Source organism: Vibrio profundi, from assembly GCF_005281835.1.
GTDB lineage: Bacteria > Pseudomonadota > Gammaproteobacteria > Enterobacterales > Vibrionaceae > Vibrio > Vibrio profundi.
Map to the genome: position 1 here is coordinate 408912 of NZ_RZIS01000004.1, position 14318 is coordinate 423229.

11 protein-coding genes are annotated in these 14318 nt (G+C 45.1%); 4 read left to right on the forward strand and 7 right to left on the reverse strand.

The features are described 5' to 3' along the window. Positions 1 to 65 precede the first annotated feature (65 nt). Positions 66 to 1703 carry a glycoside hydrolase family 13 protein gene (locus ELZ11_RS13185; RefSeq protein ID WP_137357874.1) on the reverse strand — a complete coding sequence of 546 codons (1638 nt, stop codon included), beginning with the start codon at positions 1701 to 1703 and terminating at the stop codon, positions 66 to 68. Positions 1704 to 1848: 145 nt separating this feature from the next. On the opposite strand from ELZ11_RS13185, the gene ELZ11_RS13190 reads away from it, so the two are divergent. After that, entirely contained in the window at positions 1849 to 2745 is an 897-nt protein-coding gene (locus tag ELZ11_RS13190; protein ID WP_137357875.1) for a LysR family transcriptional regulator, read from the forward strand. Between the two features lie 40 nt (positions 2746 to 2785). Here the strand turns inward: ELZ11_RS13190 and malE are convergent, their stop codons facing one another. Both malE and ELZ11_RS13200 read right to left on the reverse strand, forming a co-directional pair. Continuing rightward, positions 2786 to 3958 carry a maltose/maltodextrin ABC transporter substrate-binding protein MalE gene (gene malE / locus ELZ11_RS13195; protein ID WP_137357876.1) on the reverse strand — a complete coding sequence of 391 codons (1173 nt, stop codon included), beginning with the start codon at positions 3956 to 3958 and terminating at the stop codon, positions 2786 to 2788. Between the two features lie 189 nt (positions 3959 to 4147). Beyond that, a complete protein-coding gene (locus ELZ11_RS13200) occupies positions 4148 to 5923 on the reverse strand; it encodes an alpha-amylase family glycosyl hydrolase (RefSeq protein ID WP_137357877.1) in 1776 nt (591 codons plus the stop codon). Between the two features lie 262 nt (positions 5924 to 6185). Here ELZ11_RS13200 and ELZ11_RS13205 point away from each other — a divergent pair, with 262 nt between their 5' ends. Continuing rightward, a complete protein-coding gene (locus ELZ11_RS13205) occupies positions 6186 to 6962 on the forward strand; it encodes a rhodanese-like domain-containing protein (RefSeq protein ID WP_137357878.1) in 777 nt (258 codons plus the stop codon). A 172-nt stretch (positions 6963 to 7134) separates the two neighbouring features. Continuing rightward, positions 7135 to 8526 (forward strand): 6-phospho-beta-glucosidase, encoded by a 1392-nt coding sequence (gene ascB / locus ELZ11_RS13210; protein ID WP_137357879.1) that lies wholly within the window; start codon positions 7135 to 7137, stop codon positions 8524 to 8526. A 129-nt stretch (positions 8527 to 8655) separates the two neighbouring features. Here ascB and ELZ11_RS13215 read toward each other — a convergent pair whose 3' ends face one another. Continuing rightward, positions 8656 to 9810, reverse strand: a complete 1155-nt coding sequence (locus tag ELZ11_RS13215) for an aminotransferase-like domain-containing protein (RefSeq protein ID WP_137357880.1) — start codon at positions 9808 to 9810, stop codon at positions 8656 to 8658. A gap of 113 nt (positions 9811 to 9923) precedes the next feature. Between ELZ11_RS13215 and ELZ11_RS13220 the strand changes: the two genes are divergently transcribed. Next, positions 9924 to 10793, forward strand: a complete 870-nt coding sequence (locus ELZ11_RS13220) for an AraC family transcriptional regulator (protein ID WP_137357962.1) — start codon at positions 9924 to 9926, stop codon at positions 10791 to 10793. A gap of 124 nt (positions 10794 to 10917) precedes the next feature. Here the strand turns inward: ELZ11_RS13220 and ELZ11_RS13225 are convergent, their stop codons facing one another. The 3 genes from ELZ11_RS13225 to ELZ11_RS13235 are packed head-to-tail and all read right to left on the reverse strand — an operon-like array spanning position 10918 to position 14314. Continuing rightward, on the reverse strand, positions 10918 to 11829 hold the full coding sequence (locus ELZ11_RS13225; RefSeq protein ID WP_137357881.1) for a hydroxymethylglutaryl-CoA lyase: 912 nt from the start codon (positions 11827 to 11829) through the stop codon (positions 10918 to 10920). After that, on the reverse strand, positions 11819 to 12664 hold the full coding sequence (locus ELZ11_RS13230; protein WP_244291655.1) for an enoyl-CoA hydratase-related protein: 846 nt from the start codon (positions 12662 to 12664) through the stop codon (positions 11819 to 11821). The genes ELZ11_RS13225 and ELZ11_RS13230 overlap by 11 nt, the downstream gene beginning before the upstream one ends. A gap of 45 nt (positions 12665 to 12709) precedes the next feature. After that, entirely contained in the window at positions 12710 to 14314 is a 1605-nt protein-coding gene (locus ELZ11_RS13235; protein ID WP_137357883.1) for a carboxyl transferase domain-containing protein, read from the reverse strand. Positions 14315 to 14318 lie beyond the last annotated feature (4 nt).

Consider the following 14318-nt stretch of genomic DNA (forward strand, 5'->3'; position numbering starts at 1 on the left):
TCATACCGACTTGAAAAAAAACGCAGCTCTTATTGCTGCGGTTTCTTTTTGAAAGCAAAACTCGTTTAGACGTGTATTCTCACGGCAAAAGACTCGTATGCTTGCAGTGTAATACTTTCAGTGAAGTGGGTTGGCCCAGAGTAATTGGCAATTAGGGGCAGGACCTTACGATTAGATAAATGCTCGGGCAGGTTCATCTGTATTTCATTACGGCTAAAGTTGTTTACCACGACAATATGCTGCTGCAGATCTTTTCTCTCGTAGGCAAAGACTTGAGGATGCGTTTCAAACAATGGGATGAAATCACCATACACAATTACTGGATTGGCTTTACGTAAAGCAATCAGTTTTTTATAGTGATAGAAAATAGAGCTTTCATCTTCTAGCGCGGCGTCAACATTGATTGAATCGTAGTTAGGGTTTACTTCTAGCCAAGGTGTACCTTTGGTAAATCCGCCATACACTTTCCCATTCCATTGCATCGGTGTTCTGGCATTGTCTCGACCATTTTCATTAATTGCTTTCATCATATGCTGGTGGCTCACACCGGATTCAGTTTTGACTTTGTAGAAGTTTAAGGTCTCGATATCTTGGTATTGTTCGATGGAATCAAACGCCACGTTTGTCATTCCGATTTCTTCGCCTTGGTAGATGTAAGGAGTGCCTTTCATGAAATGCAGTGTAGTCGCGAGCATTTTGGCCGACTGGACTCGGTGTTGATGCTCGCAGCCGTATTTGGATACCACACGGGGCAGATCATGGTTGTTCCAAAACAGAGAATTCCAGCCCTGATCACTTAACTCAATTTGCCATTTAGTAAGTACTTGCTTGAGTGCATTGAGATCGAGATCAATTGGTCGCCACTTGTCGCCGTTTTGCCACGTCAGAGTGATATGTTCGAATTGGAATACCATAGACAACTCATCACGCCTAGGGTCGCTATACAGTTTGGCAATTTCGGGCGTCGCTCCCCAAGTTTCCCCGACAGTCAGCAGATCTTTGTCACCAAAAGTGGCACGGTTCATAGTTTGAAGCAGCGGGTGTAAGCGGTCCCCGTTTCCTGTGATCCCTTTATCAATCTCTTTGCCAATCAAGTCTATAACGTCCAAACGGAATCCGCTTATGCCTTGGTCTATCCACCAATTCATCATCTCGAATATCTTGTCGTGCAGCTTAGGGTTTTCCCAGTTAAGGTCTGGTTGCTTTTGTGAGAAAAGGTGGAAGTAGTATTGTTGGTTTTGCTCATCCCATTGCCATGCGCTCCCGCCAAAAATTGAGTCTATATTGTTGGGAGGAGAACCATCGGCGCTCGCACTTCGCCAAATATAGAAATCTCGGTAGTCACTCTTAGGGTTTTGCTTAGCCTCTACGAACCACGGGTGCTCATCAGACGTATGGTTGACTACTAAATCAATAACGATTTTTAACCCGCGTTGCTTCGCTTCAGATAACAGCTCCCGCATATCATCCATGGTGCCAAATTCAGGTGCAATCGCTTGATAGTCTGAAATGTCGTAGCCATTATCGTCCATTGGGGATTGGTAGACTGGAGACAGCCAAATCACATCAACCCCTAAGGTGGCGAGGTAATCGAGTTTGCTGATGATTCCTTGTAAGTCGCCAATGCCATCGTTATTTGAATCACAGAAACTGCGTGGGTAAATTTGATATACCACGCTGTTGTGCCACCAACGCTTCTCCATAATATTGCCTTAATTATCAATGATGTTATTTGGCACTATATCTAAGCAATCAGAACAAAAATAATTGATTCTTTGAATCTGAATATAGATAAAATCAATACCAAAAGGTAACCTGCTGTGTACAGGTGCAAAGGTGATATAGACAGTGGATAAACAATACCGATATTTTCATGAAGTGGCTCGACAGGGCAGCATAAAAGCGGCAGCAGAGAAGCTGTTTATCAGCCAACCATCATTGACAACGGCGATAAAAAAATTGGAAGCCCAGCTCGGTACTGATTTGTTTACTCGTAAATCGAAAGGCGTTGAACTGACAGAATATGGCTGGGTGTACTTTCGCTATGTGCAAGAAGTACAAGAGCGGCATAACCAAATGATGCACCAAATGTCAGACATGAAACTGCGAAGCAGCGGTAAAGTGAAGCTGGGGATTGGTGAAGCGTGGTGGGAATGCTTTGGGGCTGAGGCGGTCGAAACTTTTACTAAGTCATTCCCGAACAGCTCTATGCATATTGAGTTTGGTAATGGCTTATCTATGCTGCACCATTTGGTGAATGACGATATAGATCTATTTGTTGGTCATGAAATTAATGGTATTAATAACCGTAACAGAGTCCGTTTTATTCCTCTATTTCGTGAAAGGGAAGCGTGGTACGTGGGGCCAAATCACCCTCTGTTAGGGCAAAGCGATATTGTCGAAAGTGCCCTTGATTACCCATTACTCAAAGTTACGCCAGATCATGCTCGGCATGGTGAAGTGTTAACTCAAGAGGTTGCGGAATCATTTACCGTCGCAGAACAAGAAACGCGTGTGATTTATGAATTGGACTCGCTGGCAGCCAGTATTGATATGGTGAGAATGACAAATGCCATCATGCCGTATACGTCGAAAATGGAACAACATTTTGAGGACAAAGGGTTGAAGCAGTTATGGCTGAACAAAAAACAGTTTGGTCAGATAGGTATTTATACCAAAGCTGGAACGCTGACCGAGCCTACCACGGCGCTGATTAAATTGATCACGAAAAAGGCCGAGGGTTAACCCTCGGCAAAAGAACATGAAACAATGGTAGTTAAGAATTCTATTTAGTGATTTGCTTAGCGGCGTTGTCTAGAGCCTCTTTGACACTTTGTTTGCCAAGCATGGCGTTATCTATTGCCGCGCCTTGAGCGAACCAGTAAGCGGTCATTTGTGGGATGTTCGGCATGATTTCGCCATTTTTCGCGTTGGTCATGGTTGCTTTGATACGTTCATCGCTCTCTAAGATTTTTTGAAATGTTTTGAGCGTTACTGCACCTAATGGCTTGTCATCGTTCATGGTTTTTAATGATTCATCGACAAACAAATAATTTTCAATGAACTCTTGAGCCAAGTATTCATTTGGACTGGCCGCGTTAATGCCTGCACTAAGTACGCCTACAAATGGATTACCTTTTCCACCATTTAGGGTGGGTAGTTCTGCCACCCCATAATTTAGCCCTAACTTGTCTAAGTTACCCCAAGACCAAGGCCCATTTATGGTCATAGCAACTTGCCCCTTGCTGAAGGCTGCTTCAGATACGGAATAATCCATATCAGGATTGATCACGCCTTGATTCACCATGTCGACGAGAAACTGCAAGCCTTTGATGCCAGCTTCATTATTTACCCCGGTCTTAGAGCCGTTATACCCTTCAGGTGTTTTTTCAAATGCATAGGCCCCACCAGAAGAAATCATTGGCCACGTAAAATAAGCGTTTTTCACGTCCCACATAATGGTGGTCTTTCCCTGCTTTTGCATATTTTGATGAATAGCGGTGAGCTCTTCCCATGTTTTGGGCGGTTCTGGAAGTAAGTCTTTGTTGTAAATAAGTGAAGGTGTCTCGATAGCAATCGGGTACCCCATGACTTTTCCATTCACGGTTACCGCGTCCCAACTGAAATCAACCAGTTTGTTTTTAAATTCCTGACTTGGCTTAAGCTCTTTTAGTAACCCTGCTTCAGCGTACCCACCAAAGCGATCGTGAGCCCAAATAATGATGTCTGGACCAAGTCCTTTGGCTGCAGCTTTTTCAAAACGATCTTCTAACGATTCTGGATGCTGAACAGAAATCTTGACCCCAGTATCTTGTTCAAATTGCTCACCAATTTTTGCCAATCCTTCGTAGCTTTTATCGCCATTGATCCAAATTGTGAGTTCGCCTTCTGTCATGGCGAAACTAGGGCTAGCCGAAACAATCGCAAACAGTGAAAGTGGAGCAAGGAGCTTTTTCATAGGTATCGTCCATGTCGTTAGATTGATTGGGAGTCTATGGAAAATAAGCGCTAATAAAAAATAGATTATTGTGCATTCGCTATAGGCTATAGCTATATCACTTGGTTGTTTTGTGCACACAATCAAAAAAGCAGCCCAAAATAGAATTTTGGGCTGCTTAGATGCGGTGAAGTTGTGTGACGTTAGGCTTTACTGGCTCTTAACAGACAAGAAGAAACAAGCCAGCGGAGTGAAATCGAGATTCAGACAACCTTGCTGGTCCTCAACAGCCAAAGTGTAGTCTTGATCATTGAGCTGGTCGGTGACGACGTAATGACCATCATCGAGTTGCCAATACTTGATGAGCTCAGTTGGAATGATGAGGTTAGAATTTCGACTCAGACTGTCACTGAAGTTTGCTGCAATGACGAGCTTTTCATCGCGACTCGAACGCGCAAACGCAAATACTGAGTCCTGCATATCTCCAAAGTTATCAAAATTGGCACCGTACAAATCGTGGTAGTTCCCTACGAGCGCAGCGCTATTTAGCGAGAGGTTGAGTAACTTTCGATAAAAGCTGCGAAGTTCAGATTCAGATTCTGATAGCTGGCCGCCATCAAATCTTCCGTTATTCATCCAACGTTGATGATGGGGTACGCCGATATAATCGAAAATCGAAGTACGCGAAGGTAACCCAAACCCTGCGTGTTCAGCTCCGGGTTCACCCACTTCTTGGCCAAAATAAATCATGGTGGGTGAAGATGACAAACACGCGGAAATAAGCATGGCTGGCTTCGCTTTTTCAGGTGAACCTGCGAATTCAGGAGATGCAATACGTTGTTCGTCGTGGTTATCAAGAAAGTGCAGCATGTGGTGTTCAATATCACGAAGTTCGTATTCTATACGCCCGATATCTCGTGTTGAGCCTTTACCTTGAATGATATCTTTCAAGCAGTCGTATAGATCCACTTTATCGTACAAGTAGTCCATTTTACCTAGCTGAATATAGTCTCGATAAAGGTCGGGTTGATACACTTCTGCCATCAGAAACGCATCTGGATTTACATGCTTTATCCATGAATTCATATAACTCCAGAACTCCACGGGCACCATTTCTGCCATATCATAGCGGAATCCATCAACTCCCTGGTTGAGCCAATAAAGTGCGATATCGCGAAACTTTATCCACGAGTCCGGGACAGCTTGATCCTGCCAGAAATCGAAGTGCGCTTGATGCCCTTTGTGTCGATAAGCTTCAGGAAGCTGCACGAAATCTTTTTCCCCGTTAGGCCTTACGCCATAATTGACCTTCACCGTTTCATACCAATCGTCCGCATTGGGTTGCGCTAAACGTGAGCCGTTACCCGTCCACTTTGCGGGTGTTTCTTGATAAGGGAAAGCTAAAGTTGGATGCGCTTCGCCGGCGAGTGGAGGCTCTGCCTGCAGTGAATCAGGCAGAGAAAATGACTGTTCGGTAAGGTAATAAAAGTTGTTGTTTTTATGGTATTCGACAGAATCGTCGTCGTTGCTGCCAAAATCTTCTACACCTTCTGGGTTATTAAGCCCTTTGTAAACTCTGGCCACGTGATTAGGCACTATATCGATAATGACTTTCATACCAGCAGCATGGGTTCGCGTTATCAGATCGAAAAACTCCTGATTGCGGTTAGCCGGATTGATCGCTAAATCAGGATTCACCGAGTAATAGTCTTTAACTGCGTAAGGGGAGCCTGCTCGGCCTTTCACAATGCTCGGGTGATCGTTATCTATACCGAACTTGGTGTAATCACGAATAACGGCGTGGTGAGGCACTCCGGTATACCACATGTGTGTAATGCCGAGTTTATGAATCTCACCAAGCGCTTTGTCGGTAAAATCAGCGAACTTGCCAACGCCATTTTGTTCTATGGTACCCCAAGCTTGATTCGTTGAGTTTGTGTTGCCAAACAGCCGTGTGAAGACTTGATAAATATTGCTTTTATTCATTGTGTAGGGTGATTTTTATTGTGTTGTTTTACATAGGCTAAATTAAGCATCGTCGTACTAACTCCTCCTTATATAAGAAACTAAGGGCGTAGAACATGCCGTTGGTCTCATACTTAGTGTTAACTTAAAAAGGTTTGCCTTTGGCTTAAATTCTCCGAGACTCGTTGAACGTTTACTCGTTGCGCTCTGGATGAAATTAGCTAAGTTGACCTTGAGTAGGGCTCTCCTATGCTCATAAGGTAGACGGAATAAGGATCTTCACATGAGTATTGTTAATCGTCTAGAAGCAGTATTGATGACGCTTCTGGTATTAATTTTTAGCTCAATGTCTGTGGCAAGCGAGCGATTTCCTTATCGAAGTGCATTCAGCGATGTGCCTGTGATTGAAGTCGAGCAGCTGAGAAAGCAATACGACGATGTTGTGATTATCGATGTTCGTTCCAAATTAGAGTATGACGTTATTCATATTTCTAAAGCGATTAATGTCACGATGTCGAATTTGGGCTTTGAAGAGAAAGCTAAAAATCTGGCTAAGAAAGGCAGCAAACTCGTGGTGTATTGTAATGGGCATGACTGCAAAAAGTCGTATCAAGCTGCGCGCCGTTTAATGAAAGATGGGTTGAATGACGTTTATGCTTTTGATGCTGGAGTATTGGACTGGGTTAACGCATACCCAGAAATGACGGTATTACTGGATGAAACCCCCGTTGACCTAAATAAACTGATCAGCGCTGACGAATTTAAGGCGAAATTGATCAATAAAGCCGTGTTTCTAGAAAAGGCAAAACAGAGTAATAGCATGCCAATTGACGTGCGGGAGAACTTCCAACGTGTGGAGTCGGGTAAACAAGTGGTCAATTTCCGTTCTGTACCTGTCGATAAATTTCATCAATGGCTACAGCGCGGTAACGGGAAAGATAATACCTTGTTGATAGTGGATGCCGTCGGAAAACAGGTGCGTTGGCTTCAGTACTACTTAATCAAATACGAGTATCAGAATTACTATTTCCTAGAAGGGGGAATAGGTAATTTGCAATAGCTAATAGCTAATAGCCAATAGCCAATAACCACGGCCACTCGACGTTATTAATCAGGCTTTCAAACAGGAATACGAAAGAAGTTAAATAGGAACAGATGAGGTTTGAACAAACCCTCATTTCGTTCCTAGATTGTGGGCTACACTCGAATCAAATTCTTATCGAGACATGACAATGACAACTTTCCCTAATGACTTTTTGTGGGGCGGCGCGATTGCAGCTAACCAAGTAGAAGGATCTTTCGATAAATCAGGTAAAGGGTTATCTACATCAGATATGTTACCTAATGGAATTCTTAGTCCTCATCAAACTCGTGATGAAAGAGGTTCTGGCATCAAAGACCTCGCGATTGATTTTTACAACCGCTACCCAGAAGACATTAGCCTGTTTAATGAAATGGGCTTCAACTGTTTACGTTTGTCGATTGCATGGAGCCGAATCTACCCAAATGGTGATGAGCTAGAGCCAAATGAAGAAGGTTTAGCGTACTACGATAGAATTTTCGACGAGCTTGCTCAGCATGGGATGCAACCATTCGTGACTTTGTCGCACTACGAAATGCCGTATGCACTGGTTGAAAACTATGGTGGGTGGGCGAGCCGTCAGCTCATCACGTTTTTCGAGCGATATGCAGAAACTGTTTTCAAACGCTATCAACATAAAGTCAAACTGTGGCTAACCTTCAATGAAATCAACATGTCACTCCATGCGCCGTTTACTGGTGTAGGGTTGCAAGAAGACGCATCTGAGCAGGCAATTTATCAAGCGATACATCACCAGTTAGTCGCGAACGCGCGTGCGGTGAATCTTTGTCATCAAATCATTCCTGACGCTAAGATTGGCAATATGCTGCTGGGAGCGATCAATTACGCGTATACCTGTAACCCAGACGATGTGATTGCAGCGATGCATGAAAACAATAAGTGGTTGTTCTTTGGAGATGTACAAACTCGCGGTAAATATCCGGGTTATATGCTGAGATATTTTAGAGAGCAAGGCATCGTCATTGATATGGAGGATGGCGATTTATCTGAACTGGCCAGCGCGAGTGTCGATTTCATCTCGTTTAGCTATTATGCGAGCGGCTGTGCGAGTGCGGATCCTAAACAGAAAGAAGTCGGAAATATCGTCGACAGTGTACCGAATCCTTATTTAGATAAAAGCCAATGGGGTTGGTTGATAGACCCGAAAGGGCTGAGGATCTTGTTGAACATGCTGTATGACCGTTACCAAAAACCTCTGTTCATTGTTGAGAATGGTTTAGGGGCCCGCGATGAGATAAATGAGGAAGGGGAGATCATCGATGACTACCGCATTTCTTATTTAAATGATCATTTAGTGCAAGCAAAAGAAGCGATATTGGATGGCGTGGAGTTAATGGGGTTCACCAGTTGGGGGCCGATCGATCTCGTAGCAAACTCGACAGCAGAAATGAGTAAACGCTATGGCTACATCTACGTTGATCGTCATGATGATGGAACTGGCAGCTTAGAGCGTAAACGTAAGAAGAGCTTTTACTGGTACCAACAAGTGATTCAATCTCAAGGAGCGTCTCTGGTCGAGTAATGTTTGAATAAAAGACAAAATAAGTAGACGCCAACAAAAACGCCCACAGTTCATTCTGTGGGCGTTTTCTTTAATTGAGTCAGCGAGTTAAGTGGCTCGTTTACTTCGAGTCAAATGAGTTCGCATAACTTATGCAAGCGTCTCTTTCAGAACACTTGCAAGGCGCGTAACGGCTTCGACCAACTCATCTGGTTTTGCGTTAGTGAAGTTTAGACGAACAGCCGCTGGCGTGTTTTCTGGGTTCGGGTAGAAAACCGGGCTAGGTACCACTGCTACCCCATTTGCTAGTAGCTTTTTCGCAAGATCGAAAGTGTCGCACTCAGGAAGAGATAACCAAACAAACATCCCGCCATCCACTGGCTTCAATACGCAATTTTCTGGTAACTGTTTTTCTAGTTCAGAAAACAGAACTTGGTAGCGCTCTTTGTACAAGGTTTGGATTTTTTCCATATGCTGTTCAAAGTTATCGTGTTTAAGCAAGCCTAGTAGTAACGCTTGCATCGGCACGCTCGAGTGTAGGTCGGCGCCTTGTTTTACCTTAATCAGTGGCTCTAGGTAACTTTGCTTACCAGTCACCACACCAATGCGTAAGCCAGGAGATGCGATCTTAGAAAATGAACGTAATACGATTGAATGCTGTGGACAGAAGTCAGACACCATAGGTAATGCTTCATTGGTGAATCGTAGTTCGCGGTAGGGTGCATCTTCGATGAAGGCGACTTGATACTTAACACAAAGCTCAGCGACCTTTTTACGTGTTTCTAGTGCCCAACATACACCTGTAGGGTTGTGGAAATCAGGTACCGCGTAAAACATTTTAGGTGAATGCTTGATAAAGCACTGTTCTAGTTCTTCAAGGTTTGGGCCAAACTCGGTTTGAGAAACCGTCTCAATATTCGCTTGAACTAAACCGAATACTTGCATCGCTCCTAGGTAACTTGGTGCTTCCATCACAACCGTGTCATTTGGGTCAATGTAAGCGCGAGCAATTAAATCTAAACCTTGTTGAGAGCCAGTACAAACCATCGCGCTATGGGTTTCTGGTAATTCAAAACGCTCATTTAAATGGTCAAGTAGTGGGCCATAACCCGCGGTAGAACCGTATTGGAATACTTCAGGCATATCTGAAAGTGATTCTAGCGTCGGTTTCATTAGATCAATTGGGAATGTTTTTTCATCAGGTAATCCACCCGCTAAAGAAATGACGTTCTTGTCAGAGGCCGCTGCCAGAATTTCACGAATATATGAAGATTGAATTTGTTGCAGCGATTGAGCGATTTCCATGTGTACACCTGTATTTTTGTATAACGGTTTTATGATTTTATAGTACAGGGCATTGCTCAATATGGTTTGTCCATTTATGCTTATGAATATGTCCATTTATGCTATTTGTGCTTGTGAACCGACAACATATTTCTCGAATCAATGACGTGCTTTTTCATATCCATAAAGATATCAGTAAAGAGCTTGCAGCCAAGGAGCTTGCGGATGTTGCTGCGTACTCCGAACAGCACTTTCATCGTATTTTTAAGCAAGTGGTTGGGGAATCGATTCATCAATATATTCGCCGGACGCGCATGGAGTATGCGGCAAACCAATTGATGTTTGATACTCAATCGACGGTACTCGATATTGCCAATAACTGTGGCTTTAGCTCTTTATCTTCATTTAGCCGGGCTTTCAAATCGACATTTGAGATGTCTCCGGGGGAGTGGCGTAAGCATGATTTACAAGTGTCCGACAAACCTTATTTAAAAGACCCCGAAGTGGCAGCAGGCTACCGACGCGTAGCGGATCGAGCTTTGCCACAGCCAAAAATTATAGAAATACCGGAGCGGCTAGCGGCGTATGTCCGTCACGATGGTTACAACCGTTCGATTAGAAATGCCTGGCTAGTGCTGAAAGCGTGGGCGAACTCTGAAAATCGAGACTTCTCTGCGCAGTTTGGCTTGCACCATTCAAACCCTGCATGGGTCGATTTAGATAAATGTCGCTATGTCGCCTGCATTGCGATAGATGAGCCTTTGAACTTTCGTGGTGTGGTTAATCAAATGGTGATCCCCGGTGGGTTACATGCAGTGTTCCGCCTTCAAGGGGTTTATGGCGAATTGCTCCCTCAAATCAGTAACGTACTAGAAACATGGTTACCAGAGTCGGGATTTAAATTGCGCTCGACACCAGCATATGTGCATTACCATAACAACCATTTCTTGAATGAGAATGAAGCGTTTGAGCTCGACTTTTATCTACCGATTCGTTTCTATTGATCCGCTTGAAGTGGCGAGAATAGATGTGGATTCAATCAGTGATGTAGGAGCACTTACTTGGAAGCTTTATTGCCATCAAGCATTGCTATTTTAGTAAGTATCCGTCTTTATTCTGTTAGAACTTTTACGGTGAAAGGGGCTTCACGGCCAAAGCGACTTTCGACGAAGGCTGGCGTTGGAGCTGGTGGCTGATCTGCCAACCGGCTTTCACTACTTTTTCTAAATCGATGCCAGTTTCAATTCCTAGTCCATGGCATAAATACAGCACATCTTCTGTCGCGACATTGCCGCTAGCACCTTTGGCGTAAGGGCATCCGCCTAGGCCAGCCACACTGCTGTCAATGACTTGGATCCCCATCGTCATGGCTTGATAGATGTTAGTGAGTGCTTGCCCCCATGTATCATGAAAGTGCACTGCGAGTTTATTTGCTGGCTGGTGGTTCATTACCGCTTCCAGCATTCTAGCGATACGCAGTGGAGTGCCTGTACCAATCGTATCGCCTAGGGAGACCTCATAGCAGCCGAGTTCGACCAAATCTTTTGCGACCGCCGCGACTTGCGAGGGTGCTGTAGGGCCGTCATATGGGCAATCAACCACGCAGGACAAATATCCTCGAACTGGAATTTGTTGTTGTCTTGCTTGTTCGATTAACGGGACAAAGCGTTCGAGGCTTTGCGCTATCGAACAGTTAATGTTTTTTTGACAGAAGCCTTCGGACGAAGAAGTAAAGATCGCAACTTGGTCTGCCCCTGCGTTAAGTGCATTTTCAAACCCCTTTAAATTCGGGGTTAACGCAGAGTAAGTCACATTCGGTTGGCGAGATAATTGCTGTATCACCTCCTCAGAGTCGGCCATTTGCGGCACCCACTTAGGAGAGACAAACGCACCCGCTTCAATATGAGTGAGGCCTGTAAGTGACAGTTGGTTGATCAAATCAACTTTTGCTTGAGTAGAAACAGTAGCTTCATTTTGGAGTCCATCGCGCGCCCCCATTTCGACAATGGTTACGGACTCCGGTAAGCGGCTACTCATCATCTTGCTCGTTTGAATTAGAAGCGTCGGGATGCAATACCCAGCTCGGTGGACGGCGCTCGAAATACGCTGCCAACCCTTCTTGCCCTTGAGGTGAGACGCGAATATCGGCGATAAGGTGACTAGTGTATTGAATGAGTTCGTCATCTATCGGTTGTTGATCGCATCGATGGCATAATAGCTTCGCTTGAGTTAAAGCTTCGGGACTATTGGCCAGTAGGGATTGCACCAGCATTTTTGTTTGAAGATCTAACGTAGCGGTTTCGACGACAAAATTGAGCAGCCCTAGCTGCTTAGCGGTTTGGGCATCGATTCTTTCTGCGGTCAGCATATAGCGGCGCGCTTGACGAATGCCCATAGCCCGACAAACATAAGGGCCAATGGTCGCAGGAACTAACCCCAACTTTACTTCGCTCAAACACAGTTGAGAATTGCTGTCGGAAATCGCTATGTCGCAACAACAAATCAGACCCAACGCACCACCAAAGGCGCAGCCCTGCACGACAGCGATAGTCGGATGGGGGAAACGGTCTAAAGTCGACATTAAAAGCGCAAGACGATCGGCGTCTTTTTGGTTTTTCTTGCGTGATTGAGTCGCCATTGACTGCATCCACTGCAAATCAGCACCCGCTGAAAAATGTTCGCCATTGGCTTTCAAAATTAAACAGCGAATACCTTCTTGTGACGCAAGACGATTAAGGTTACTAATCAAAGCTTCGATCATCGTATCGTTAAACGCATTGTTTTTCGAAGTACGATTTAGCGTTAAACAAGCCACACCAAGATCGCTGACCTCACACAAAATAGATTTTTCGTCGTTAGTCGATGAGCCGTTCACGGTGGCCTCCATTGATTATGTTTAACAAGGTGTCGATATGGGTTATTACATGCGGAAGATGCCAAACTGGCTTTCAGGTATCGGTGCTCGCAGCGATGCAATTAAGGCTTTTCCGATAACTTCTCGTGTATCTTTTGGGTCAATAATGCCGTCATCCCATAATCGAGCACTCGCGTAAAACGGGTGGCCTTGTTGCTCGTACATATCTTGAATGGGCTGCTTGAATTGTGCTTCTTCTTCGTCTGACCAAGGTTCACCTTTACGGTTTTTTACCTCTCGTTTCACTTGAGCCAACACACCAGCGGCTTGCTCACCACCCATGACGGAAATACGGGCGTTAGGCCACATCCACATCATGGTTGGGTCATAAGCGCGGCCGCACATTCCATAGTTACCAGCGCCATACGAACCGCCAATAATGACTGTGAATTTAGGTACGTCTGCACAGGCTACTGCCATCACGAGTTTTGCGCCGTGTTTAGCGATGCCTTGCTCTTCGTATTTTTTCCCGACCATAAATCCGGTGATGTTTTGCAGGAATAGCAATGGGATCTTGCGCTTGGCACACAGCTCAATAAAGTGCGCGCCTTTTTGAGCGGATTCTGAAAATAAGATGCCATTGTTGCCGATGATACCGATCGGGTGACCGAATAGATGGGCAAAACCGCAGATCAACGTTTTGCCATAACACGCTTTGAATTCATCGAAATCGGAGTCGTCGACCACGCGCGCGATCACTTCACGCACATCAAACAAATGGCGCAAGTCGGCATTGACGATGCCGTATATCTCTTCTGCGTTATAGCGTGGTGGGAGCGCCTTTTTGGAAGGCGCGAGAGTAGGTGGTTGATTAGTACTTGCGATCGATTGACGAGCGATTTGCAGCGCGTGTTGCTCATTTTGAGCGTAATAATCTGCTACACCAGACTTTTTACAGTGCACATCAGCGCCGCCCAGTTCTTCGGCGGTGACTACTTCCCCTGTTGCCGCTTGAACCAGAGGCGGCCCAGCCAAAAAAATAGTGCCCTGTTCTTTGACTATGATTGACACATCAGCCATTGCGGGAACATAAGCGCCTCCGGCTGTGCACAGGCCTAAAACAACAGCAATTTGTGGAATACCTTTGGCTGACATTCTCGCTTGATTGAAAAAGATGCGGCCAAAGTGCTCTTTATCGGGAAATACTTCCGCCTGGTGTGGGAGGTTGGCACCGCCTGAATCGACGAGGTAAATGCACGGAAGTTGGCAGCGTTCTGCTATTTCTTGTGCGCGAAGGTGTTTTTTGACCGTAAGGGGGTAATAGGTTCCCCCTTTGACTGACGGATCATTGGCGATGATCATGCACTCGATCCCTTCAACTTTTCCGATCCCTGCCACCACGCCAGCGCAGGGGATGGCTTCGTCATAGACGCGCCACGCAGCAAATTGTCCTATCTCAAGAAAGTCTTCAGGATCATCAAGCAATTCAGCGATACGTTCTCTTACTGGCAGTTTCCCTTTTGAACGCTGACGAGCGAGCGCTGCCTTCCCACCACCTTGCTTAATCACATCAAGGTTAGAGCGCAAGTTATCGATTTGGTCGACCATGATTCGTTGATTGGTAATGAAGTGTGGGTCGTTGGGCTTTGCCTTGCTTTGTAGAATCGCCATACAT

Coding starts and splice junctions, on each gene's coding strand:
- ELZ11_RS13185 (WP_137357874.1), bottom strand. CDS start 1,703: ATGGAGAAGCGTTGGTGGCACAACAGCGTGGTATATCAAATTTACCCA.
- malE (WP_137357876.1), bottom strand. CDS start 3,958: ATGAAAAAGCTCCTTGCTCCACTTTCACTGTTTGCGATTGTTTCGGCT.
- ELZ11_RS13200 (WP_137357877.1), bottom strand. CDS start 5,923: ATGAATAAAAGCAATATTTATCAAGTCTTCACACGGCTGTTTGGCAAC.
- ELZ11_RS13205 (WP_137357878.1), top strand. CDS start 6,186: ATGAGTATTGTTAATCGTCTAGAAGCAGTATTGATGACGCTTCTGGTA.
- ascB (WP_137357879.1), top strand. CDS start 7,135: ATGACAACTTTCCCTAATGACTTTTTGTGGGGCGGCGCGATTGCAGCT.
- ELZ11_RS13215 (WP_137357880.1), bottom strand. CDS start 9,810: ATGGAAATCGCTCAATCGCTGCAACAAATTCAATCTTCATATATTCGT.
- ELZ11_RS13225 (WP_137357881.1), bottom strand. CDS start 11,829: ATGATGAGTAGCCGCTTACCGGAGTCCGTAACCATTGTCGAAATGGGG.
- ELZ11_RS13235 (WP_137357883.1), bottom strand. CDS start 14,314: ATGGCGATTCTACAAAGCAAGGCAAAGCCCAACGACCCACACTTCATT.